The organism is Neobacillus endophyticus (assembly GCF_013248975.1).
In the GTDB taxonomy this organism is placed as follows: Bacteria; Bacillota; Bacilli; order Bacillales; family Cytobacillaceae; genus Neobacillus; species Neobacillus endophyticus.
Genome location: NZ_JABRWH010000001.1, coordinates 651,098 through 676,002, shown reverse-complemented (window position 1 = coordinate 676,002; position 24,905 = coordinate 651,098). Strand labels below are relative to the sequence as shown.

Here is a 24,905-nt window from a genome sequence, read left to right as displayed (position 1 = left end):
ATCAGATTCTTAGGGGGATAATCATGGGTCACCATCACCATCATGGACATTCTCATGGCCACTCACATACAGGAAATAAGAAGGCATTATTCAGCTCGTTTCTTTTAATCACACTATTTATGTTTGTAGAAGTGATTGGCGGTTTTGTTACTAACAGTTTGGCAGTTTTGTCTGACGCCGGTCATATGTTAAGTGATGCCGCTTCACTTGGATTAAGTTTCTATGCCATCAAGCTCGGAGAGAGAAAAGGCACACAAGAAAACACCTTCGGTTTCAAACGCTTTGAAATCATTGTGGCCGCTTTGAACGGGCTATTGCTAATCATCGTATCGGCTATTATTTTTTATGAAGCAATTCAGCGTTTTTTCGCTCCTCCAGAAGTGCAAAGCTCAGGCATGCTGCTCATTTCGTTTATTGGTTTGCTTGTGAATATTGTGGCTGCATGGATATTGATGAAGGGGGACAAAGAGGAAAATCTGAATGTCAGAAGCGCCTTCCTCCATGTGATCGGAGATATGCTAGGTTCTTTCGGGGCCATTGTGGCTGCACTATTGATTATGTTTTTTGGTTGGGCAATCGCTGATCCGATTGTCAGTGTCATTGTTGCAGCCTTAATCATCGTTAGCGGCTTGAGAGTAACAAAAGATTCCTTCCATATTTTAATGGAGGGTGCACCGGCACAGATTGATACGGATAAGCTGAAGGCAGCGCTAAGAAAAATTCCGATGGTAAAAGAGGTTCATGATCTGCACATCTGGACCATCACCTCAGGTTATCCTGTCCTAAGCTGTCATATTACGATTTTGAATGACGGTGTACATGATGATATTCTATTACGCGCCCAAAAGATGCTTCATGATGAATTTGACATCGAACATAGCACCATCCAAGTGGAGAAAGAAGCAAACGGCTGTCCAAGTCCGCATGGAACGTGCAATTAACATTTTCTAGCTAAAACCTGAATGGTTTTAGCTTTTTTAGGGCGATACGAAAGTATAACTTTTCTATCAGGCATAAGGAAAACTACGCTTCTTCACCCTGGGCTCGCCAGTCGGCGAGTTTTCTATATTACAATATTTCGAGTTTATATCCGTTATTTTACAATTGTTCCAATAATATTCGACTATACGCCCGTTTATTCAACATAATATTACATTTATATTACATCATTCTCGGTTTCATTGAATTTAGTTAACTATGAATATAAACTATAAATATAATAATAGTCTGGAAAGTTAAGAGGCAACAAAAGGAGATTTTGTTATGTTGAAGAAATTTGTAAAATATTCGGTATCGGTTGCAGTCATCGCTGCTATGATGCAAACAACCCCTACTTTTGCCAGCACGGTAACTCAAGATCAAATCAATGCGACGCAAGGACAAATCAATGATTTTGAAACAAAGATTCAAAAATTGGACAACCAAATTATCATCGGAATGGATAAAAGCCAAAAATTGTCCACTGCGATTAGCGCTGAAAAAGTAAAAATAGAAAAAACAAAGTCTGACATCGAACAAGCACAAAAAGATTTGGACGCGCACAAAGAGGTTTATTCCGCTCGTTTAAAAAGCATGCAAGAAGATGGACAGCAGCCTGTTATAACATATGCTGAACTTTTATTTTCATCAGATAACCTATCTCAATTTTTAACTCGTTTTACTGCGATTTCTCAAATTATTCAAAGTGACACAGACTTACTGAACGGATTAAATGAAAAAGAACAAGCCCTGAAAACTGCTGGAGAAAAGCTACATAGTGAATTAAACAATCTAAAGCAGAGCCAGAATGAATTAGCGGCTGAGCAGAAAAAGATTGAAGCAGATAAACAGGAAATTGAAAAAGAATTAGCATCAGCGAAAAACAATTTGCAAAGTCAAAAAACGCAACTCGCTCAACAGCAGGCCGAAGAAAAAGCTAAACAAGAAGCTCTTGCAGCTCAAAAAAGACTTGCTGAACAAAGAGCTTTGGCGCAACAACAAGCACAGCAGCGAGCTCAATCGCAAGCTTCAAGTTCCGCATCATTTACTGCTGTATCAGGAAGTAATTCCGGTGATGCAAGTAGCGTCATTGCGTATGCTGAACAATTTTTAGGTACACCTTATGTTTGGGGCGGTACTACGCCAAGCGGCTTTGATTGCTCTGGATTTATGCAGTATGTTTTCCGTTCTGTGGGAGTGGATCTGCCAAGGGTAGCAGCAGACCAACAGAATGTCGGAACTAGAATTTCTCCAGACCAAGTGCAGCCAGGAGATCTAGTATTTAAAGGCGATCCTGCATACCACGTTGGTATGTATATTGGCGGCGGAAAGTGGATTCAATCACCGGAAACGGGTGATGTTGTAAAAATTTCTAACTATAATCCAGCAAAGTTTTCAAGTGCTGCTAGAGTATTACGTTAGTAGTGTAAAAGGGTAAGGCTATCGCTTTGCCCTTTTTTCCTTAACAGGAAAGTACTATTTTGAAGTTGTTAATATGATTTAATGCGTAGAATTCCTTTCAATAGAATGCTATAATAATGCTGTTTTAGTATAACTTACTTGATGTGTATCGCAATTATATAGTCCATAAAAAGGAAAAAGGAGTGAAAACAATGGAAGCAGGGTTAATTATTGTACTTGGTTTATTTGGAGCGGCAATGGTCGCAACTTCATACATGTTTGTCAGAATGATGAAAGAACAATAAAAAAACGGCGGAATGCCGTTTTTTTTTATACCTTCCTAATTGTTGTTTTTAGTCCTTTTTTGGAAATCTGCCTGCTCTTGGGTGATATCTTGCGATTTTGAAAGAAAGCTGCTTTTATATTGTCGTGGTGTCATTCCGGTGTATTTTTTAAATAAGGAAGTATAATAACTTTGATTGCAGTATCCCAGCATTTGGGCAATTTCACTTAGTCGGGAGTCGGTGTGAAGAAGAAAATACTTGGAATCTTCAATCTTTTTACGGTTGATGTATTCGGGAATAATGACTCCGATCGATTCCTTAAAAATCTTTGATAAATAGGCTGGATGGACACCGGCAAATTCCGCAATTTTTTCAAGTGATAATTCATCGTTGAAAATTTCACGGTGAATATAAGTAATCGCTTTGTTCACCAACGGGTTGTATTCCAGTTTTTCCGTACTTTTTAATGTATCAATAAAACAGTTCACCATTTCATATTCAAGCTCTTTTAAGGCATTGCTTGAGTCTGTCTTCTCGATTTGGCGGATCATCACATCACTCAGATTAAACGCGTCCTCGGGTAATACACCGCCATGAATGACAGCGCGAGTAAATAAGGTGCAGGAGCAAATCAAGGAATTTTTCAACGAGCGAAGCGGTTCTGAAGACAGTTTGGCTCTTTCCAAACTATTAATCTGATCCAAAACCTCTTTTGCCCCCATATGGTCACAACGAATAATGCAGTCCATCAATTGCTGCTCCAATGTATATGAAGGATGATAGTAGAAATTGAGATTATTTTCGGCACGTGTCTCGAAAAATCGTTTAATATTTTCATTTTTGATTTGCATTCAATTTCCACCTTAAAAAATTGTTAAAAACATCATTTATTTAATATAATTGTAATTTTCAAGAGGCTAAAATTCAAGTATCAACCTTAAGGGGGCAAATAAAGAATGCACAGAAAAAAAATGTTTACTAAATTGTTAGCGTTTTCTTTTGCGGCTAGCATTGCACTTACCGGATGCAGCAGCAGTACCAGCAGTGATAAAAGTAAAACATCTGACAACAGCAATGGAAGCTCTAGTCCAATTGTTTTAAAGTTTGCAGCACAGGCTGACAGCACACCTGCAACTAAAAAATTAATTGAAGCATACAACCAGGAGCAGCACAAATACAAGGTTGAATGGACGCAAATGACAAACGACTCCGCGCAAATGCATGATCAACTTCTAACGTCTTTATCAAGCGGCTCATCTGACTATGATGTTATTTCCATGGATGTTGTTTGGGCTGGTGAATTTGCCGGAGCCGGATATTTGCAGCCAATTGATTTGCAAATGAACAAAGACGGTTTGAAAAAGACAGATTATAATGCAGGATCTATGGCTTCAGGCAATCTGGAAGGCAAACAGTATACTCTTCCCTTCTTCCCTGACTTAGGAATTCTTTATTACCGCAAGGATATTGTGAGCAAGGACGATGCTGCTAAATTAGAAAGCGGCAATTACACGTATAACGATCTGTATACTATGTCTCAAAAATATACTGGCAAAAGTAATACAAAGTACGGTTTTGTCTACCAATCCAAGCAATATGAAGGGCTAACCGTAAATGCTACAGAGTTCTCCAAATCATATCAAGATGTTAAAGGCGGACTTGAAACGATGTATAAATTTACACAAGCTCCGTTCGAACCAAAAGATCTCCTTAACTATATGGAAGGCGAAACCGCCACGGCCTTTAACCAAGGAAATGCCGTGTTTGCTCGTAACTGGCCATACGAATTTGGGATGATCAAAGGAAAACAAAGCGGTGTTACTGTAACTGTTGACCAAGTGGGCGTTGCTCCACTGCCTAATGGCGATTCTGTTGGCGGATGGCTTTTAGGAATCAATAAAAACTCTAAACATGCAGATGGCGCTTGGGACTTTATCAAATTTGCTGCCGGTGAAAATGGACAAAAAGTTATGTCCATTCAGGGTGGATACTTACCTGGATATAATGCCCTGCTTAATAATGACGAAGTGAAAAATGCGAATGCATTGTTAAGTTATCCTGGGTTCCAAAAAGCTTTATCATCAACTATTGCCAGACCAGTCTCACCTGAATACTCTAAAACTTCTGATACCATTCAAGTGGCGGCACATAAATATTTAAGCTCTGGTTCAGGTATTGATGATGCAGTCAAAACCATTGAGGATGCTGTTAAAGGCAAGTAATCGATTCCTAAAAAGCTCATTGTTGGTTTGGAACGGAGAGTAACAAATAAAGCCATAATTTTAAAATGTGATGATATGGGAGGCTGTTATCATAAGGCCTCCTTTTTCTTTCAATCTATTCAACTCTGAAGAGGTGAAAACATGCGAAAAATGGGGTTTAAGGAATGGTTGTTTATCGTTCCAACATTATTGCTCATTGCCGTATTTTCTGTATGGCCGGTGGTGCAATCCTTCACCTATACTTTCTTTGATTACCGTTTAAACGACCAGCAAAAGGCTGGGTTGTACCTTAGTGAAAGATTTAACACGTCCATGTTCAATGAAACGCAAATGTATGTCTCTATGTTTTTGGAAGAGGATCTGCCAAATATAATGGATGCACAGGATAAAGACAAGGTGGCTGCTCTAAACAAAGAGCTTTCTGCTGTGGATCAAAAGTATAAAGATCAAAAAGACGTCATCAAAATCAGTAAACAGGAAAAAGCCAAAATTGAACAGCTGCACAAGGATGCTAAGGATTTAGTTACATCACTGAATCAAAAATATAAACTAATCCATAAAAATGATCTGCCCAAACTGGTGAATGATTTGCAAAACAGCGTGGTCCCTTCGAACTTTATTGGTTTGAAAGGATATAAGCAAGCGCTGACGGACAGCCGGGTGGGAATTGCTTTACGAAATACGACTGTGTTTACCGTTATTTCCGTTTTTATTGAACTTATTCTCGGGCTAGGCCTTGCACTTGTATTAAATAAAACGATATTCGGACAAGGGATGATTCGTACTACCTCATTGATTCCTTGGGCGATCCCAACAGCTGTTGCAGCATTAATGTGGAGCTATCTTTTCAATGGAAGCAGCGGAATTGTCGCACACTTTTTTGAATCGGTCGGTTTGGTTCATAAATCGCAAGATCTGCTCTTGAGCGGGCCGGGGGCAATGGCTTCTACTATCTTAGCAGATGTATGGAAAACAACCCCATATATGGCCTTATTATTGTTAGCGGGCTTGCAAAATATAGCAAAAGATTTATATGAAGCGGCATCAATTGACGGAGCAACGAAAATTCAAACCTTTTTTAAAGTGACATTGCCACTGTTAAAACCATCGATTTTAGTTGCCTTGTTATTCCGGATGCTGGATGCCTTCCGCGTATTTGACCTTGTTTATGTATTGACAGGGGGCGGCCCTGGAGGCGAAACCGAAACCATGTCCATCTATGCTTATAAGGTGATGTTTGGCCAGACAAACTTTGGCTATGGCTCGATCATTGTCATGCTCATGTTCGTTTGCGTCGCCATCATCGCGATTATCTTTGTCAAATTCCTGGGTGCAAACCTAATGGAGAGAAATTAAGGAGGGACCTTGTGATGCAGGCATCGAAAAGAAAGCTTTGGATTACCTTTGGGATCATTGTGGTCTTCTATTTGTTTGCGATGGTGTTCCCGTTTTTCTGGGTATTCATCACCTCCTTTAAAACCTCGGGTGAAATATTTGGAACAGGAGCATTCCGGGCTATCCCGAAACATCCAACCATTCAAAACTACATTACCGTTCTTTTTGAAAAAAATATTTTAAATTCGATTAAAAATAGTTTAATAGTCGCATCAACAACGACTGTCTATATCATCATCGTCGCAACCTTTTCAGCCTATGCGATTTCCAGGTTCCAATTCAGAGGGAAAAATATTCTGCTTGGATTGATTCTGGCTGTGTCGATGTTTCCACAAATGATTATTATTGGACCGGTTTACAATTTATTTGAACACTTGAAGCTGCTTAATTCTTATGCAGTCGTCCTTCCTTATTCAACCATTACATTGCCAATGGCGGTTTGGATCTTGGTCACGCATTTTAATCAAATACCAGGGGCATTAGAAGAATCGGCAAAAATGGACGGAGCGACAACATTTCAAACCTTATATAAAATCATCTTCCCGTTGGCGGCACCCGGTGTCTTTACAACCGCCATTATTACATTTATCGCTGCTTGGAATGAATTCCTGTTAACAATTACCCTGAATCCAGATGCGGAATATCATACAGTGCCTGTTGCCATCTCCTTCCTAAGAACACAATTTGAAATTCTTTGGGGGCAGGTATCAGCCGCAACCGTGATCGTCACGATCCCAACACTGATCATCGTCCTATTCTTCCAGCGGCAAATCGTTTCCGGCCTCACAAGCGGCGGGGTTAAAGAGTAATTTTACGAAAACAAATAGGGGTGTACAGCATGTCATGGAAAATTAGTTCTAGTAATCTGGACAGTTCACAAATTTTAGTGGATGAGAGTTTATTTTTCACAGGTAATGGCTATTTGGGCGTGCGTGGAAACTTTGAAGAAGGTCTCCCAGCCAGTCAAAAGACCATTCGCGGTACGTATATAAATGCTTTTCATGATTCTGTTCCGATCCCATATGGTGAAAAGCATGTCGCATTTCCGGATACACAGCAAAAGCTGTTAAATATCATCGATGCCCAAACAATTGAAATTTACTTTGGAGAAGAACGGTTTAGTCTTGCGGAAGGAGAAATTCTGTCATTTGAAAGAAAGCTTCATCTTGATCAAGGATTTACGGAAAGAATCATTGATTGGTGTTCACCATCTGGAAAAAAAGTCAAGCTTTGCTTTAAACGGCTTGTTTCATTCCAGAATCAAGAGGCCTTTATCCAAAGGGTGGAACTGGAATCATCAGATGATCTTGGCCGAGTGCGAATCGTTTCCACGATTAATGGAGATGTTTCCAATTTCGTTGATGCAAACGATCCGCGGGTTGCTTCTGGGCATGCCAAGCTACTCCATGTTACCAACGTGGAGCAAACAGAGGGCATTTCTTTTGTCGAGTGTGAAACAACCAATACAAAGCTTAAGACAGCATGTGCAGCCACATACTGCTTGGATGTTTTCAATTCACGGCGCGATGTTACGGAAACAACGGGAATTACAAGCGAATTTACATTTGATTTCACCGGAAAAGCGGCATTTGAGAAAAAAAGTATTTTTGTAGATACATGGAGACATGGTAAAGACTTACGTGTCTCAGCTATCGAGCAGCAAAGACAGCTCGCTGATAAAAGTTTTCAGCACTTTCTGCAGGAACAAATCTTCTTTTTGCAAGATTTTTGGAAGAGATCAGATGTTGTGATTACTGGCGACCCGGCCATCCAAGAAGGGATCCGTTTCAATTTATATCATCTGCTTCAATCCGCAGGAAGGGACCGCTTTTCCAATATCTCGGCCAAGGGGTTATCTGGTGAAGGTTACGAAGGCCACTATTTTTGGGATACGGAAATCTATATCTTCCCAGTCTTTTTAATGACTCAGCCGGAAATGGCCAAACGACTTCTATTGTATCGTTATTCGATTCTGGATTATGCTCGGGATCATGCCAAAGAAATGGGTCACAAGAAAGGCGCATTATATCCATGGCGGACCATATCAGGAACAGAATGTTCTTCCTATTATCCGTCTGGTTCTGCGCAATACCATATTAGCGCAGATATAGCCTATAGCTTTATTCAATATTATCTTGTCAGCGGTGATTTGCAGTTTATCAAGGAATACGGGGCAGAAGTGCTGTTTGAAACAGCAAGACTGTGGCTGGATACAGGCCATTATGACGGAGAAGCCTTTAAAATAGATGCGGTCACAGGTCCTGATGAATATACGTGTATCGTTAACAATAACTACTATACAAATGTGATGGCAAAGCACAATTTGCATTGGGCTGTTAAATTTTATCAATTGCTAAAAGAAGCGGATCAAGAGGCTTTTGCCATTGTTTCTGATAAAATTGGACTTCATTCCGAAGAGATTTCGAGCTGGCAAAAAGCTGCTGTACAAATGTATTTGCCATATGATGAGGAACGGAAAATTAATCCTCAGGACGATACATTTTTACATAAGGCTGTCTGGGATCTGGCGAACACGCCGAAGGAAGAATTTCCGCTGTTATTGCACTATCATCCTTTAACATTATATCGTTATCAGGTTTGCAAACAGGCGGATACAGTGTTAGCTCACTTTTTGTTAGAGGATGAGCAGACCATTGAAACGATTCGCAATTCTTATGATTATTATGAAAAAATAACGACCCACGATTCGTCTTTATCAACCTGCATCTTTAGTATTATGGCTTCAAAATTAGGGGATCACGCTAAGGGCTATCATTATTTTAATGAGACTGCAAGATTGGATTTGGATAATACCCACGGTAACACAAAGGACGGCCTCCATATGGCAAACATGGGAGGGACATGGCTGGCTATTGTATTTGGATTTGCCGGACTGAGAATGAAAGAAGAAGCTATTTCTTTTTCGCCAATACTGCCGGCGAAGTGGGAAGGGTACCGTTTCTCCATCCAATATCAAGGGCGCAGGATCCAGCTTGAAAAAACAGTTGATCAAACGGTTATTGCGCTATTAGAGGGCGATGCTTTAACCATTAAACTTTTCGATCAGTCATATCTGCTTGAAAAAGCTGCTCCGATTAAGATTTGATCAACAGGCAGCCAATGATAAAGGACAGTTTGGAGGATAGAGGAATGGTTCAACAACTGAAAGCTATTATTTTTGATTTGGACGGAGTAATTACAGATACGGCGGAGTTTCATTATCTTGCATGGAAAGCCGTAAGCGAAGAACTTGGGATTCCATTTACAAGAGATTTCAATGAGGAACTAAAGGGAGTTTCTCGAATGGAATCACTGGAAAAAATATTGGTATTGGGTGGAAAGCAGAATGATTTTACCGAGCGCGAAAAGGTTTTGCTTGCAGAGAGAAAGAATAATCATTACTGCCGCTTAATTGAAGAAATTACCCCTAAGGATCTTTTGCCGGGAATTGGTGATTTTCTCGCAGAGGTAAAGCAAAGGGGAATAAAAATTGGCTTAGCTTCTGTCAGTAAAAATGCTTTTACCGTCATGAATCATCTGAATTTAACGAGTGAGTTTGACACGATTGTAGACGCTGCAGCCATTCGAAATGGAAAACCCGACCCTGAGATATTTTTGCGGGCGGCTGACCAATTAGGAATTGAACCAAATGCCTGTATTGGGATTGAAGATGCCGAAGCCGGGGTCGCTGCGATCAAGGCAGCAGGCATGTTTGCCGTTGGCATCGGAAAAGCGGAAAGACTGGCACAAGCAGACTTGCTATATCGTACTACTAAAGAAATGCAATTTGAGGAAATATATAAAGCTTTTATTTCGCAAAAATAGGTAGAAAACCATTTTGGTTTTCTACCTATTTTTTGGTGCAAGGTGCATTTAACCAAAAGAAATATAAATGCTGTTACTTTTTTATTGCAATTTTATTTGTGAATTTTTAGAATAAATTTACAGTAATTATAAAAATGGGGTGATCTAGCTGACTGCGGTGATTGAATACTTGTCGGCACTTATACTGCCTGGACTCATGGTTCTGCTTTTTTCTCGGGTCACATACAATCGGGTCATCGGTCTTGTATTGACAGTTGCACTTATTGCTGCATCTGCCTACAAAGGTTACACCAATACATTTTTACTTGTTGTGATTGATGCATTTTCATTAACAGCAGGTTTCTGGCTGGCGGCAAAAATGATGCCGCGGGCTTTGAAAAAAGCGAATGACTAAGTCTGTCAAAATTGACAGGCTTTTTTAGCTGATAGGAAAGTTTAACTTTTCTTTCAGGCATAATGACAACTACACCTCTGTCTTCGCCCTGCCGGGTTAGCCAGTCGGCGAGGTTTCTTTATATTCGGTTTTGAGTAACCGTCTAAGTAATAAACAAAAGATAAAAAACGAATATTAGTTCGCATATTATTGGTTTGTTTTTGGGGTAATGTGGTAGAATGTAAATATGAATTCTTACGGAAAACTTTTCAGCACCATCCCGGTCCATAAACATGGTTTTTACGCTGAAAAGTAATATTTAAACGGGAGGCAGCTTTTTTGTGAAGGATCAATTCGAATTAGTTTCTAAGTATTCACCGCAGGGGGATCAGCCGGAAGCAATCCGGCAATTAGTGGAAGGTGTTAAAAATAATAAGCGTCACCAGACATTGCTGGGAGCGACAGGAACAGGAAAGACCTTTACGATTTCCAATGTCATAAAAGAAGTAAATAAACCGACGCTTGTGATTGCCCACAATAAGACATTGGCAGGCCAGCTTTACAGCGAATTCAAAGAATTTTTTCCGAACAATGCGGTTGAATATTTTGTCAGTTATTATGACTATTATCAACCGGAAGCATATGTTCCGCAGACAGATACATTTATTGAAAAAGATGCCAGCATTAACGATGAAATTGATAAGCTGCGTCACTCAGCCACTTCTTCATTATTCGAACGAAATGACGTCATAATCATTGCCAGCGTTTCCTGTATCTACGGCCTCGGTTCGCCGGAAGAATACCGCGAGATGGTGGTCTCACTCCGAACTGGCATGGAAATCGAGCGAAATCAATTGCTCCATCGCCTCGTCGATATCCAATATGAACGCAATGATATCGATTTTAAACGGGGGACATTCAGAGTCCGCGGCGATGTTGTCGAGATTTTCCCAGTTTCCCGTGATGAACATTGTATCCGAGTCGAACTTTTTGGTGATGAAATTGACCGTATCCGTGAAGTAGATGCACTCACAGGGGAAATTATCGGCGAGCGCGAGCATGTGGCCATTTTTCCGGCATCCCACTTCGTCACAAGAGAAGAGAAAATGCGCTTGGCGATTGAAAACATTGAAAAAGAATTGGAAGAACGCCTGGCTGTTTTGAAAGAAAATAATAAACTGCTCGAAGCACAGCGGATTGAACAGCGGACACGTTATGATTTGGAAATGATGCGTGAAATGGGCTTTTGCTCCGGCATTGAAAACTACTCTCGCCATTTAACCTTGAGACCAGCCGGTTCAACACCTTATACACTGCTGGATTATTTTCCAGAGGATTTCCTTTTGGTAATCGATGAGTCGCATGTGACTTTGCCGCAAATCAGAGGAATGTTTAACGGTGACAAGGCGAGGAAGGAAGTCCTTGTAGAACACGGCTTCCGCCTGCCTTCCGCGCTCGATAACCGGCCGCTCACGTTCGATGAGTTTGAAAAACATATTCATAACATTATTTATGTATCGGCCACACCAGGGCCTTTTGAAATCGAACATACACCAAAAATGGTGGAGCAAATTATCCGACCTACAGGCTTACTTGATCCAATTATTGATGTGCGGCCAATTGAGGGGCAGATTGATGACCTAATTGGTGAAATTCAAGATCGCGTAAAGAAAAATGAACGCGTACTAGTAACCACTTTGACGAAAAAAATGTCCGAGGATTTAACAGATTATTTGAAAGAAATTGGGATAAAAGTCCAATATCTTCATTCAGAGATTAAAACGCTGGAGAGGATTGAAATTATTCGTGAGCTGCGTCTGGGAAAATATGATGTTCTCATCGGGATTAACCTCTTAAGGGAAGGGCTGGACATTCCGGAGGTCTCGCTTGTGACGATATTGGATGCAGATAAAGAAGGTTTCCTTCGTTCAGAGCGTTCGCTGATTCAGACGATCGGACGGGCGGCTCGGAATGCAAACGGGCAAGTCATTATGTATGCTGACCGAATCACGGATTCGATGGAGAAAGCAATCAGCGAAACAAAACGGCGCCGGGCAATGCAGGAGGAGTACAACCTTAAGCACGGAGTTACGCCGAAAACAATTCAGAAGGACATTCGTGATGTCATTCGTGCTACCCATGCTGCGGAAGAGCAGGAAGAGTACAAACCAGCAGCATCATTTGGCAAAATGTCAAAAAAGGAAAGAGATCGCTTAATCGCCGATATGGAGAAAGAAATGAAGGACGCGGCCAAAGCGCTTGATTTCGAACGCGCTGCCGAGCTTCGCGATCTACTATTTGAATTGAAAGCGGAAGGATAATTTTAACGATGGCAATGGAAAAATTGATTGTAAAAGGTGCAAGAGCCAACAATTTAAAAAATATTGATGTTACCATCCCAAGAGATAAGCTGGTGGTGTTGACGGGGCTTTCCGGTTCAGGAAAGTCCTCGCTCGCGTTTGATACAATTTACGCAGAAGGGCAGCGCCGCTATGTCGAATCCTTATCAGCATATGCCCGGCAATTTCTTGGGCAAATGGATAAACCAGATGTCGATGCGATTGAGGGTTTGTCCCCAGCTATTTCGATCGACCAAAAAACAACAAGCCGTAACCCTCGTTCAACTGTCGGAACGGTAACGGAAATCTATGATTATTTACGTTTATTATATGCTAGAATCGGGCACCCAACCTGTCCAAATCATGGCATCGAAATCTCATCGCAAACGATTGAACAGATGGTGGACCGAATTATGGAATACCCCGAGCGAACGAAAATGCAAATCCTTGCTCCTGTTGTTTCGGGCCGTAAAGGCACCCATGTAAAAGTATTCGAAGATATTAAAAAGCAAGGTTTTGTCCGCGTACGTGTCGATGGCGAGATGATGGACCTCAGCGACGATATTGAACTTGAAAAAAATAAAAAGCACTCGATTGAAGTAGTAGTCGACCGGATTGTTGTCAAAGAAGGAGTTTCTGCACGTGTAGCTGATTCTCTTGAAACTGCGTTGGGCCTTGGAGAAGGAAAGGTTATCGTCGATGTCATTGGCGAGGAAGAGCTGATGTTTAGCGAAAACCACGCCTGTCCGATCTGCGGTTTTTCCATAGGAGAATTGGAACCCCGGATGTTTTCCTTTAATAGTCCATTCGGCGCCTGTCCGGACTGTGACGGCCTTGGTTCCAAGCTGGAAGTAGACGTGGATCTCGTGATTCCGAATAAAGAGTTAACTTTGAAACAGCATGCGATTGCCCCTTGGGAACCTACAAGCTCTCAGTACTATCCTCAGCTTTTAGAGGCAGTTTGCAAACATTATGGGACAGACATGAATATACCTGTCAAAGATATTCCAGAGAATCAGCTTGAAAAAATTCTCTACGGCTCGGGCACGGATAAAATCTATTTCCGCTATGAAAATGATTTTGGCCAGCTCCGGGAAGGGTATATTGAATTTGAGGGCGTTATCCGCAATGTTGAGCGCCGCTACAAAGAAACAAGTTCTGACTTCATTCGTGAGCAAATGGAAAAATATATGGGTCAAAAGCATTGCCCTGCATGTAAAGGCCACAGGCTGAAAAAAGAAAGTCTGGCAGTACTCATAAATGGAAGGCATGTAAGCCAAGTGACAAATCTTTCGATAGAAGAAGCACTTAGTTTTTTTGCTGGACTTGAGCTTTCTGAAAAAGAAAGGCAGATTGCAAGACTGATTTTGCGGGAAATAAATGAACGTCTCGGATTCCTAGTAAATGTCGGCCTTGATTATTTATCATTAAGCAGGACAGCAGGAACCCTTTCTGGAGGAGAAGCCCAAAGGATTCGTTTGGCCACACAAATTGGGTCGCGTCTGACAGGAGTTCTCTATATTTTGGATGAACCTTCCATTGGACTGCATCAGCGGGACAATGACCGATTAATCGGCACCCTGCAAAACATGCGCGATATCGGAAATACGCTGATCGTTGTCGAACATGACGAAGATACCATGCTCGCAGCCGACTACTTAATTGACATTGGTCCGGGTGCAGGCGTGCACGGAGGAGATGTGATTTCCGCTGGTACCCCTGAGGAGGTTATGGCAGATCCCAATTCATTAACAGGCCAATACTTATCAGGAAAGAAATTCATACCGCTGCCGCTTGACCGCCGAAAATCAGACGGCCGTTATGTCGAAATTAAAGGCGCATCAGAGAACAATTTAAAAAATGTCAATGTGAAGTTCCCATTAGGGGTATTTATTGCCGTGACAGGTGTTTCAGGTTCAGGAAAAAGTACCCTCATTAATGAGATTCTTCATAAATCTCTAGCTCAAAAATTGAACAATGCTAAAACAAAGCCAGGAGAATTCAAAAGCATCAAGGGAATTGATTATTTAGAAAAAGTCATTGATATTGACCAGTCCCCAATCGGCCGGACACCGCGTTCCAACCCGGCAACATATACGGGTGTTTTTGATGATATTCGTGATGTATTCTCTGCCACAAATGAAGCAAAGGTTCGCGGCTACAAAAAAGGCCGTTTCAGTTTCAATGTGAAAGGCGGACGCTGTGAAGCCTGCCGTGGGGACGGTATCATAAAAATTGAAATGCACTTTTTACCAGATGTGTATGTGCCGTGTGAAGTATGCCATGGGAAGCGTTATAACCGTGAAACGCTTGAAGTAAAATATAAAGGGAAAAATATTTCCGATGTTCTTGATATGACGGTTGAAGATGCTGTAAAATTTTTCGAAAATATTCCAAAAATAAGCCGCAAGCTTCAGACCATTTATGATGTAGGCCTCGGTTACATTAAGCTTGGTCAGCCTGCAACGACCTTATCAGGCGGAGAAGCCCAGCGTGTAAAACTGGCATCTGAACTGCACCGCCGCTCTACTGGAAAGTCGTTCTACATTTTGGATGAACCGACAACTGGGCTTCATGTGGACGATATTTCTCGGTTGCTCGTTGTTCTGCAGCGCCTGGTTGAAAATGGCGATACTGTTTTGGTAATCGAACACAATCTGGATGTTATTAAGGCTGTTGATTATATTGTTGATTTAGGACCTGAAGGGGGCGATAAAGGCGGGACCATAATTGCTACCGGCACACCGGAAAAGGTTGCTGAAGTTCCCGAGTCGTACACTGGAAAGTACTTAAAGCCTATTCTCGAACGCGATCGTCAGCGTATGAAACAGCAAATTGAAGATCAGGAAATAAGTGTAAAGAGCTAAAACCCTGGGTTTTAGCTCTTTGTTTATGAAAATATCCGATAAAGCGAATCAATAAGCTTCATAAAACGAAACTTTCACTCCTTCATTTCGTAAATAAAGGATAAAGGTCCAAATGGCTGAATAATATGAAGAAGGATAAATAAAAATTTGGGGTGGAACACATGAGAGAGGAACGTAAACGGATTTTAAAAATGGTGGAAGAAGGTAAATTGACAGTTGATGAGGGATTAACGCTATTGGAGGAACTGGAAAAAGCAGAGCGAACGATGGAGCAAAAGCAGGAACAAATCATCCACGAACTCTCTACTGCTGTTCGCTTTGAGGAAGCGAAAAAAGAAGACCAGCGTAGTGCCAAATATCAGTCAACTAAAGAAAAGATTTTTGAATTTGTCGATTCAGCCCTGAAAAAAATCAAAGACTTTGACTTTGATCTTAATTTCGGGCAGTCCGTTGAAATTACTCATATATTCCAACATGGCAATGCCGATGTAAAAGATATCGAAATTGATGTAGCCAATGGTTCTGTAAAACTCGTTGCTTGGGATCAGCCAGATGTGCGAGTGGAGTGTCAGGCTAAGGTTTACCGTGTGGAAAATCAGGACCAAGCACGGCAAAACTTTTTGCGGGATGTCACCTTTTCAGTGGACGGGCAGAAGATGCGCTTTTTAACACAACAAAAATGGATGAAGGTAGAATCGGTTATCTTTGTTCCAAAATCCCAATATGATAATGTCCGTATCCGTATGTTTAATGGTCCTATTACAGGAGACGCTCTTAATGTTCAGGATCTAAAGGTAAAAACCGCCAATGGGAAAATCAGACTTGACGAAATAAATGGCAAAAAAGCAGAGGTCGAAACCGCCAACGGGAAAATTAAGGTCAAAGCTGGTACACTTGAGGAACTGGAAGCTGAAACGATCAATGGCTCAATTCATATCGACGGTGATTTTAAAAAGGCTGAAATTCAATCCTTTAATGGGAATCTGACATTGGATCTGAATGGAAATAGTTGTGAATGGCTTCATACGAAAACAACAACAGGAACCATTGACCTGATGATTCCGGAGGGAATTCCGGTTAGCGGCGAACTGAAAACGAATTTGGGCGGCTTTAATTTGAAACTTGTGGGTGTACAGATTTTGGAAGAGAAAAGTGAAATGATTCAAAAATCAATCCGCTTTCAATCTGTGAACCATCCTGATAAAATGTTAAAGATCTATGCAGAAACGAAAACCGGTTCTGTGACAGTTCAAAAGCCGAATGAGTAATATCTTTGCAGGGAGATTGAAACATGAGATGGTTAATGGGATGTTTAATTAATGCAGTTTTATTTATGGCACTTGCCGGATATTTTAAAGAGAGCTTTTATATCGCAGGATTTTGGGCTGCACTTCAAGCGAGCATTCTATTATCCATTCTCAATGTGCTGGTACGACCGCTTTTAATCCTATTTACCCTCCCAGTCACACTGCTCACTATGGGGCTGTTTCTGTTTGTGATTAATGGGATCACACTGGAGCTGACCGATTACCTGATGGGATATTCTTTTGAAATACACGGTTTTGGCATGGCACTGTTATTTTCAGTGCTCATGTCACTCTTTAATCTGGTGATTCAAAAAACCCTCCTTGAACCTACAAGGAGAAAGAGAAAATAATGTACACAAAGTGCTTGCTATGTTAATGGCAGGCACTTTTCTATTTAAAAAAAATTACTGAACTACAAAAGTATGGTTCTTTTCGAAAAAATGCTAAAATAAGAGGAAATGGAATTTTTAAAGTTTGACTATTTTAGGTGTTTTTTTATAAAGGAGGAACAGGTTCTTGTCAAAGGTACGAACGAAAGATATTCTGGACAAATTTCAGCTGGAATTAATCAGCGGTGAAGAGGGGATTAACCGCCCCATTACAACAAGCGATATTTCCCGGCCGGGAATCGAAATGGCCGGCTATTTTGAATATTACCCTGCGGAACGCATCCAACTGCTCGGGAAAACAGAACTTAGCTTCTATAATGGGCTGCCAGATAAGGACAAGGCATTAAGAATGGAGCAATTATGTACCGATATTACCCCGGCAATTATCGTGACGAGAGATTTGGAGGTTCCACCAGAGTTAATTGAGGCTTCAGAGCGGGAATCTGTGCCTGTTCTGAGAGTAACCATGAAAACCACCCGCTTTTCAAGCCGGCTCACGAACTTTTTAGAGAGCAAATTGGCACCGACAACGGCCATTCATGGTGTATTGGTTGACGTTTACGGAATTGGTGTATTAATTACCGGAAAAAGCGGTGTTGGTAAAAGTGAAACAGCTTTGGAGCTGGTAAAACGAGGCCACCGGCTTGTCGCCGATGACTGTGTGGAAATCCGACAGGAAGACCAGGATACATTGGTGGGGACATCTCCGGAATTAATTGAGCATTTGCTGGAAATCCGCGGTTTAGGCATTATCAATGTCATGACACTTTTTGGTGCAGGTGCAGTCAGAAGCAATAAACGGATTACACTTGTGATCAATTTGGAAACCTGGGATGCTAAAAAGCAGTATGACCGCTTAGGTTTAGATGAAGAAAAAATGAAAATTATAGATACCGAAATTACCAAGTTAACAGTACCTGTACGACCTGGCCGAAACCTAGCCGTTATTATCGAGGTAGCGTCAATGAATTACCGCCTGAAACGCATGGGCGTCAATGCGGCACAGCAATTTACCGAGCGTCTTTCAGATGTCATTGAAGATGCAGATCATGAATAGACACAAGAGAAAAGGAGACTGGAGAAATGAACCAAACAATTCATCCACTTAATCCCATTGCCTTTTCACTTGGTCCTATAGAAGTGCACTGGTATGGAATTATTATCGGATCAGGACTGGCATTAGCGTTATTTTTAGCCATTCGCGAAGGAACCCGCCGCGGCCTGCCAAAGGATACATTTGCTGACTTAATGCTATGGGCCATTCCGATTGCCATTATTTCTGCTCGGATATATTATGTTATTTTTGAGTGGGGCTATTATAAGGACCATCCAGCAGATATCCCGAAAATTTGGAATGGGGGCATCGCCATTCACGGGGCTCTGATCGGTTCCGTCATTACAACGATTATTTTTGCTAGAAAACGTGGAATCTCTTTTTGGAAAATAACAGATATTGCGGCACCAAGTATTATTCTTGGACAAGCCATAGGCCGTTGGGGAAATTTTATGAACCAGGAAGCACATGGCGGCTCAACAACGCGAGCATTTTTGGAAAGCCTGCACTTGCCGAATTTTATTGTCAATCAAATGTATATTAATGGTACCTATTATCAACCGACATTTTTATATGAATCGGTATGGGATTTTACCGGATTTATTCTGTTACTATTGCTTCGCCGGGTAAACCTTCGCCGCGGTGAAATGTTTCTATCCTATGTCATTTGGTATTCAATCGGCCGCTTCTTTATTGAAGGAATGAGAACAGACAGCTTAATGCTGACCTCCTCTCTTCGCATGGCCCAAGTTATTTCGCTTGTATTAGTTTTAGTGGCATTGGCGATTTTATTTTATCGCAGGAAAAAAAATCTAGCTGCAATGCGCTATCAGGCACAGGAAAATCAATAGGATTTGTAATAAGAAAGGAAATACCCTATGGTCCAAAACATAACTACGATTTTATTTGATTTAGATGGAACGTTAATTGATACAAATGAATTAATTATTACCACTTATTTGCATACGCTTGAAAAATATTATCCTGGAAAATATAGCCGGGAGGATGTTTTGCCGTTTATGGGTCCAACCCTTCATGAAGCGTTTGGCACGGTTGATCCTGATCGGATAGAGGAATTGGTGATGGAATATAGGTCCTTTAATATTGCGAATCATGATGCGCTTGTACGGGAATTCCCAGGTGTTTTAGAAACGATAAAAATACTACATGAAAAAGGCTATAAGCTCGGAGTTGTTACAACTAAACGTTATGACGTAGCAATGAAGGGCCTTCGCCTAATGGGACTTGATTCTTTTTTTAAAGTAATCATTGCCATGGATCATGTTTCGAAAGTAAAGCCAGACCCTGAACCTATTTTTAAAGCATTGGAGCCGCTTGGTTCCGCACCTGAAGAATCCCTGATGGTCGGTGATAATTACCATGATATTTTAGCGGGGAAAAATGCAGGCACGAAAACAGCTGGGGTCGCCTGGTCCATTAAAGGCCGTGAATATATTGCCAAATATGAACCGGATTACATCTTGGAGCATATGCCAGACTTGCTAACCATCCTCGGGGAGTGAAATCATGAGGAATACCACCCGCTATCCTGTTGAAGGGGCTAACTCCCTCTGGCATGTCTACAAAACCGTGCCATTTTGGAAAGTTGTCAAAAATTTCATTGTGATTCAGATTGCCAGATATACACCATTTTTAGGGATGAAAACTTGGCTGTACCGTACGTTTCTAAAAGTGAAGGTCGGTGAGCAAACATCTTTCGCCCTTATGGTCATGCTCGATGTAATGTTTCCAGAAAAAATCAGTGTTGGTCGTAACACGGTCATCGGCTATAACACCACCATTCTTGCCCATGAATACTTGATTAAAGAATATCGCCTCGGTCCAGTTGTCATCGGCAATGAAGTCATGATCGGTGCCAATTCTACGATTCTTCCAGGAGTCGAAATCGGCGACGGTGCCATTGTATCGGCCGGGACGCTCGTTCATAAAGATGTACCCGCCGGTTCCTTCGTTGGAGGGAACCCGATGCAGGTAATTTACACAAAAGAACAGCTTGCCGAGCGCTGGGCAAATGACATAATTTATGGGGAGCATTTTAAAGAGAAGCTTACTTAAATAAATTAGAAATGACGTATCAAATGTGATACGTCATTTTTTTATTTATATAAAAAAGCAGGCGAAAAACCAGCGCAGTTTGGAGGGGAAAAATAGAAAAGATGGCGGAAATTCAATCCGTCCCAGTTTGGCGGAAAAAATAGAAAAGATGGCGGAAATCCGCCCCAGTTTGGCGGAAAAAATAAAGATGGCGGGAAACCCAGCCCAGTTTGGCGGAAATAATAATAAAGATGGCGGAAACCCGCCCCAGTTTGGCGGAAATAATAAAGCTGCGGGAACACCAACCAACTTAGTCTGTCGAAAAAATAGTCAATCTCCGTACAAGTTTGACTGAAAAAATAGTAATCCAGCTTCTGGAATTACTTTTTCATTGACGTATAGGCTCCAAAAAGGGTAAAATACAAACAATTACTTTAATTCTCTAACATATTAGCAAACTAAAGCATTCAAAAAATTAAAGGGTGAACTGGATGAGTCGCTTATTTATGTTTGAAAAGCCATTAGGTATGCGGGATACACTGCCGGAGCTATATGATAAAAAGCACCGTGTCCGCACGTCTATATCTGAAACGATGAAACTTTGGGGGTACCAATTTATTGAAACTCCGACGTTAGAATACTATGAAACGGTAGGAGCAGCATCTGCCATAAATGATGCCCAGTTGTTTAAATTGCTTGATAAAGAAGGACATACTCTTGTGCTAAGGCCTGATATGACAGCTCCGATTGCCAGGGTAGCTGCTTCCAAGCTCCTAGAGGAAGATCTACCTGTAAGGTTAGCCTACTCTGCGAATGTTTTCCGAGCCCAGCAACGGGAAGGTGGTCGTCCTGCGGAGTTCGAACAGATCGGTGTTGAATGCTTGAATGAAGAAACGGTAACGTGTGATGGCGAAGTTATTGCGCTTCTCATTTCCTCACTAAAAAAATCCGGGCTGGCAAAGTTTCAAGTGTCCATTGGGCATGTGGGATTCGCACAGGAATTATTCATGCAAATCTTGGGAACGAATGGCCGAGCAACAGCGTTAAGGAAATTTTTATACGAAAAAAATTATGTCGGATATCGCGAACATGTTAACTCGCTGCAACTATCATCAATTGATAAACAACGATTGCTGAAGCTTCTTCAATTAAGAGGCGGAGAAGAAGTGCTTGAGAGTGCCTTTGAAATTATTGAAAACGGCAAAGGCAGAGATGCCATTGTAGAGCTGAAAGAGCTTTGGGCGGTTATCAAAGATTATGGGGCAGAAGAACATGTGAAATTTGATTTTTCTATTGTCAGCCATATGAGCTATTATTCCGGTATTTTATTCGAGGCTTACGCCGGCAATGTCGGCTTCCCGCTTGGAAATGGCGGACGCTACAGTTTGATTGAGAAGTTTGGAAAAAAAGCCAGCGCCACCGGATTTGCACTTAGGGTCGATATGCTGCTTGAAGCATTAGGTGACATCGAGCTTGATAATAACACACACTGCATTTTTTTCAGTCAGGAGCGGCGGAAGGAAGCATTTGAGTTAGCTAGAAAAATGCATGAGCAGGGTGAAAAAGCAGTGTTGCAGGAAATTTCAGGGGTTAAAAATATCGATTCTTTTACAAAAAGATATGCCCAGACTACCTATTTAATTGGAGGGCGCGGTGATGAGTGAGATACTGACAATTGCGATGCCGAAAGGGCGGATATTTGAAGAAGCCGTGGTTTTGCTGCGAAAAGCTGGCTTTCAGCTGCCACCGGAATTTGATGATTCCCGAAAACTAATCATCGATGTTCCTGAAGAAGGCTTCCGGTTTATTTTAGCCAAGCCGATGGATGTGGCTACTTACGTCGAGCACGGTGTTGCCGATGTCGGAATTGCCGGGAAGGACGTACTGCTTGAGGAAGAGCGCGATGTCTATGAGTTGCTCGATCTTAAAATTAGTTATTGTTATTTGGCTGTCGCAGGACTTCCAGATACAAAAATGAACGAAGTCGCTCCAAGAGTTGCAACAAAATATCCAAATGTGGCGGAAGCATATTTTCGTGAACAAGGTGAGCAGGTCGAAATTATTAAACTAAATGGATCCATTGAGCTTGCTCCGATTATCGGCCTTTCTGATCGGATTGTTGATATTGTTTCAACTGGAAGGACCTTAAAGGAAAACGGCTTAGTAGAATATGAAAGAATTGCTGATGTTACGTCAAGATTAATTGTCAATCCTGTCAGCTACCGAATTAAAGACATGATGATTGATCAATTAGTCACCCGTCTACATGAAGTAGTTGCTGTGGAGGTTTATTAACATGAAGATCTTAAAAGTAGATAACACTATTTCGATCAAACGCTCGATTGAAGCAGGAACCGCCGAGCAGCAAGAGGTCGTTAAAGGAGTCATCGCGAATGTCCGCGCCCGTGGTGATGAGGCGCTAAGAGAGTATACGGAAATCTTTGATCAGGTACAGCTGGATCATTTCTCAGTTTGTGAAAAGGAAATCGCTGAGGCCTACAGCCAAGTAGATGAGCAATTCGTAGCAATCGTTCGAGAAGCAGCTGAAAATATTCGTACGTATCATGAAAGGCAGCTGCGCCCATCATGGATGACAACTGAAGAAAATGGCACCATCCTAGGGCAAAAAATAACCCCGCTTGATTCAGTAGGCGTGTATGTACCAGGCGGAACGGCAGCCTATCCGTCATCAGTATTGATGAACGTCATTCCGGCAAAGGTAGCAGGTGTTAAGCGAATTGTAATGGTATCCCCTCCGGATAAACAAGGAAAACTGCCGGCAGCCGTACTTGTTGCTGCCAAAGAGGCGGGTGTGAAGGAAATTTACAAAGTTGGCGGCTCCCAGGCGATTGCGGCGCTGGCCTATGGTACAGAAACAATTGCTTCGGTGGATAAAATAACCGGACCGGGAAATATTTATGTAGCACTGGCCAAACGTGAAGTTTTTGGCGATGTTGATATTGATATGATTGCTGGTCCTAGTGAGATTGCCATTATAGCAGATGAAACGGCAAGGGCAAATGAAGTAGCTGCCGATCTATTGTCTCAGGCCGAGCACGATCCAAGGGCTTGCAGTGTGCTAGTAACATCTTCTATGCAATTAGCTGAAGAAGTGGCAACAGAAGTGGAAAAGCAGCTTGCGGTCCTGCCGCGTCGAGAAATTGCCGGACGTTCTATCGCGGATTATGGCGCCATCTATGTTGCCTCAGACTTGGATGAAGCAGTAGAAACGGTTAATCAGCTGGCACCTGAACATTTAGAGGTTATGACGGAAAATCCAATGGCGCTGCTTGGAAAGATCCGCCATGCAGGAGCCATCTTTATTGGCCGCTATAGTTCAGAGCCTGTTGGCGATTACTTCGCCGGCCCGAATCACGTGCTGCCGACAAATGGCACTGCTCGCTTCTCCAGTCCCCTGAATGTGGATGATTTTCAGAAAAAATCCAGCGTGATTATTTATAGCGAAACCGCATTAAAGGAAAATGGGGCAAAAATCGCTGCTTTCGCACGGATGGAAGGCCTAGAAGCGCACGCCCGCGCCGTTGAAGCCCGCTTTAAAAGTAACGGAATATAGTTTATATACGTATCTTCGACCCAGCCGAGAATCTGATTGATTTATCGGCGAATTTACGGAGCCTATCAGCCAAACTAAATGCGAGTCAGTAAATATTAAGGAGGCCCATCGCTCATGGAAAGGTCAGCACATATAGAACGGAAAACAAATGAAACGAACATTCAGCTTTCATTGGAAATTGATGGAGAAGGTCGCGCCGATCTGGAAACAGGTGTGCCGTTTCTTGAACATATGCTAGATTTGTTCACGAAACACGGCCAATTCAATCTATCGGTAAATGCCAAAGGGGATATTGAAGTGGATGATCACCATACAACCGAAGACATTGGCATTTGCCTGGGACAGGCATTGCGTGAAGCCCTTGGCGACAAGCGAGGCATTAAACGTTACGGAAACGCCTTTGTCCCGATGGATGAAGCACTGGCTCAAGTTGTAGTCGACCTCAGCAATCGTCCGCATCTTGAAATGAGAGCAGAGTTTCCACAGCAAAAGGTCGGCACGTTTGATACCGAATTGGTCCATGAATTTCTTTGGAAGCTTGCTTTGGAAGCGAGAATGAACCTGCATGTCATCGTTCATTACGGAAAAAATACTCATCATATGATCGAAGCAGTATTCAAAGCGTTAGCCCGAGCACTTGACGAAGCGACAACCATTGATCCGCGGATCAAAGGAGTGCCTTCCACGAAAGGTATGCTGTAGGCGAGGGATAGGAATTCTGAGTTCCTGTTTAGTTATAAAGCCAGAAAAAGCAAAAATAAGGAAGCAGTTCAAGGTATTCGTGAAGCAGAAAAACGTTTCTAATGGTCAACTAACGATAAAAAAATAAATTGGAAGATTAG

The 24,905-nt window shown here is 41.8% G+C and carries 22 protein-coding genes; 21 read left to right on the top strand and 1 reads right to left on the bottom strand.

The features are described from left to right. Positions 1–17: 17 nt before the first annotated feature. Positions 18–941: a cation diffusion facilitator family transporter gene (locus tag HPT25_RS03330; RefSeq protein ID WP_312857341.1), complete on the top strand. Its 924-nt coding sequence runs from the start codon at positions 18–20 to the stop codon at positions 939–941. 322 nt (positions 942–1,263) lie between these two features. Continuing rightward, the gene (locus tag HPT25_RS03325) at positions 1,264–2,400 is read left to right on the top strand and encodes a C40 family peptidase (protein ID WP_173059904.1); all 1,137 of its coding nucleotides are present in this window, start codon (positions 1,264–1,266) and stop codon (positions 2,398–2,400) included. 319 nt (positions 2,401–2,719) lie between these two features. Here HPT25_RS03325 and HPT25_RS03320 read toward each other — a convergent pair whose 3' ends face one another. Next, positions 2,720–3,514, bottom strand: a complete 795-nt coding sequence (locus tag HPT25_RS03320) for a helix-turn-helix domain-containing protein (protein WP_173059901.1) — start codon at positions 3,512–3,514, stop codon at positions 2,720–2,722. A gap of 105 nt (positions 3,515–3,619) precedes the next feature. Here HPT25_RS03320 and HPT25_RS03315 point away from each other — a divergent pair, with 105 nt between their 5' ends. From HPT25_RS03315 to hisB, 19 genes are all read left to right on the top strand, one after another. Continuing rightward, positions 3,620–4,885 carry an extracellular solute-binding protein gene (locus HPT25_RS03315; protein WP_173059899.1) on the top strand — a complete coding sequence of 422 codons (1,266 nt, stop codon included), beginning with the start codon at positions 3,620–3,622 and terminating at the stop codon, positions 4,883–4,885. A gap of 141 nt (positions 4,886–5,026) precedes the next feature. After that, on the top strand, positions 5,027–6,241 hold the full coding sequence (locus tag HPT25_RS03310) for a carbohydrate ABC transporter permease (protein WP_173059896.1): 1,215 nt from the start codon (positions 5,027–5,029) through the stop codon (positions 6,239–6,241). A 14-nt stretch (positions 6,242–6,255) separates the two neighbouring features. Continuing rightward, positions 6,256–7,089 (top strand): carbohydrate ABC transporter permease, encoded by an 834-nt coding sequence (locus HPT25_RS03305; protein WP_173059893.1) that lies wholly within the window; start codon positions 6,256–6,258, stop codon positions 7,087–7,089. Between the two features lie 29 nt (positions 7,090–7,118). Then, a complete protein-coding gene (locus HPT25_RS03300; RefSeq protein ID WP_173059890.1) occupies positions 7,119–9,386 on the top strand; it encodes a glycoside hydrolase family 65 protein in 2,268 nt (755 codons plus the stop codon). A gap of 44 nt (positions 9,387–9,430) precedes the next feature. Beyond that, on the top strand, positions 9,431–10,105 hold the full coding sequence (gene pgmB / locus HPT25_RS03295) for a beta-phosphoglucomutase (protein WP_173059887.1): 675 nt from the start codon (positions 9,431–9,433) through the stop codon (positions 10,103–10,105). 169 nt (positions 10,106–10,274) lie between these two features. Then, positions 10,275–10,499, top strand: coding sequence for a CsbA family protein (locus tag HPT25_RS03290; RefSeq protein WP_281368164.1), 225 nt, complete (start codon positions 10,275–10,277; stop codon positions 10,497–10,499). 320 nt (positions 10,500–10,819) lie between these two features. Next, positions 10,820–12,799, top strand: coding sequence for an excinuclease ABC subunit UvrB (gene uvrB, locus HPT25_RS03285; protein WP_173059884.1), 1,980 nt, complete (start codon positions 10,820–10,822; stop codon positions 12,797–12,799). Positions 12,800–12,807: 8 nt separating this feature from the next. Beyond that, positions 12,808–15,684: an excinuclease ABC subunit UvrA gene (gene uvrA / locus HPT25_RS03280; RefSeq protein WP_173059881.1), complete on the top strand. Its 2,877-nt coding sequence runs from the start codon at positions 12,808–12,810 to the stop codon at positions 15,682–15,684. Between the two features lie 161 nt (positions 15,685–15,845). Continuing rightward, complete coding sequence (locus HPT25_RS03275) at positions 15,846–16,952, top strand: DUF4097 family beta strand repeat-containing protein (RefSeq protein WP_173059878.1); 1,107 nt, start codon at positions 15,846–15,848, stop codon at positions 16,950–16,952. 23 nt (positions 16,953–16,975) lie between these two features. Further along, complete coding sequence (locus HPT25_RS03270; protein WP_173059875.1) at positions 16,976–17,341, top strand: phage holin family protein; 366 nt, start codon at positions 16,976–16,978, stop codon at positions 17,339–17,341. A gap of 166 nt (positions 17,342–17,507) precedes the next feature. After that, positions 17,508–18,437, top strand: a complete 930-nt coding sequence (gene hprK, locus HPT25_RS03265; RefSeq protein ID WP_173059872.1) for an HPr(Ser) kinase/phosphatase — start codon at positions 17,508–17,510, stop codon at positions 18,435–18,437. Positions 18,438–18,463: 26 nt separating this feature from the next. Beyond that, positions 18,464–19,285, top strand: coding sequence for a prolipoprotein diacylglyceryl transferase (gene lgt / locus HPT25_RS03260; protein ID WP_173059869.1), 822 nt, complete (start codon positions 18,464–18,466; stop codon positions 19,283–19,285). Between the two features lie 27 nt (positions 19,286–19,312). Further along, on the top strand, positions 19,313–19,957 hold the full coding sequence (gene ppaX, locus HPT25_RS03255; RefSeq protein WP_173059866.1) for a pyrophosphatase PpaX: 645 nt from the start codon (positions 19,313–19,315) through the stop codon (positions 19,955–19,957). Between the two features lie 4 nt (positions 19,958–19,961). After that, entirely contained in the window at positions 19,962–20,510 is a 549-nt protein-coding gene (locus HPT25_RS03250) for an acyltransferase (protein ID WP_173059863.1), read from the top strand. A gap of 25 nt (positions 20,511–20,535) precedes the next feature. Continuing rightward, positions 20,536–20,844, top strand: coding sequence for a hypothetical protein (locus tag HPT25_RS03245; RefSeq protein WP_173059860.1), 309 nt, complete (start codon positions 20,536–20,538; stop codon positions 20,842–20,844). A 136-nt stretch (positions 20,845–20,980) separates the two neighbouring features. After that, positions 20,981–22,153 carry an ATP phosphoribosyltransferase regulatory subunit gene (locus HPT25_RS03240; RefSeq protein WP_173059858.1) on the top strand — a complete coding sequence of 391 codons (1,173 nt, stop codon included), beginning with the start codon at positions 20,981–20,983 and terminating at the stop codon, positions 22,151–22,153. Next, a complete protein-coding gene (gene hisG / locus HPT25_RS03235) occupies positions 22,146–22,784 on the top strand; it encodes an ATP phosphoribosyltransferase (RefSeq protein WP_173059855.1) in 639 nt (212 codons plus the stop codon). The genes HPT25_RS03240 and hisG overlap by 8 nt, the downstream gene beginning before the upstream one ends. 1 nt (position 22,785) lies before the next feature. Next, positions 22,786–24,063 carry a histidinol dehydrogenase gene (gene hisD / locus HPT25_RS03230; RefSeq protein WP_173059852.1) on the top strand — a complete coding sequence of 426 codons (1,278 nt, stop codon included), beginning with the start codon at positions 22,786–22,788 and terminating at the stop codon, positions 24,061–24,063. 114 nt (positions 24,064–24,177) lie between these two features. Then, the gene (gene hisB, locus HPT25_RS03225) at positions 24,178–24,765 is read left to right on the top strand and encodes an imidazoleglycerol-phosphate dehydratase HisB (RefSeq protein WP_173059849.1); all 588 of its coding nucleotides are present in this window, start codon (positions 24,178–24,180) and stop codon (positions 24,763–24,765) included. Positions 24,766–24,905 lie beyond the last annotated feature (140 nt).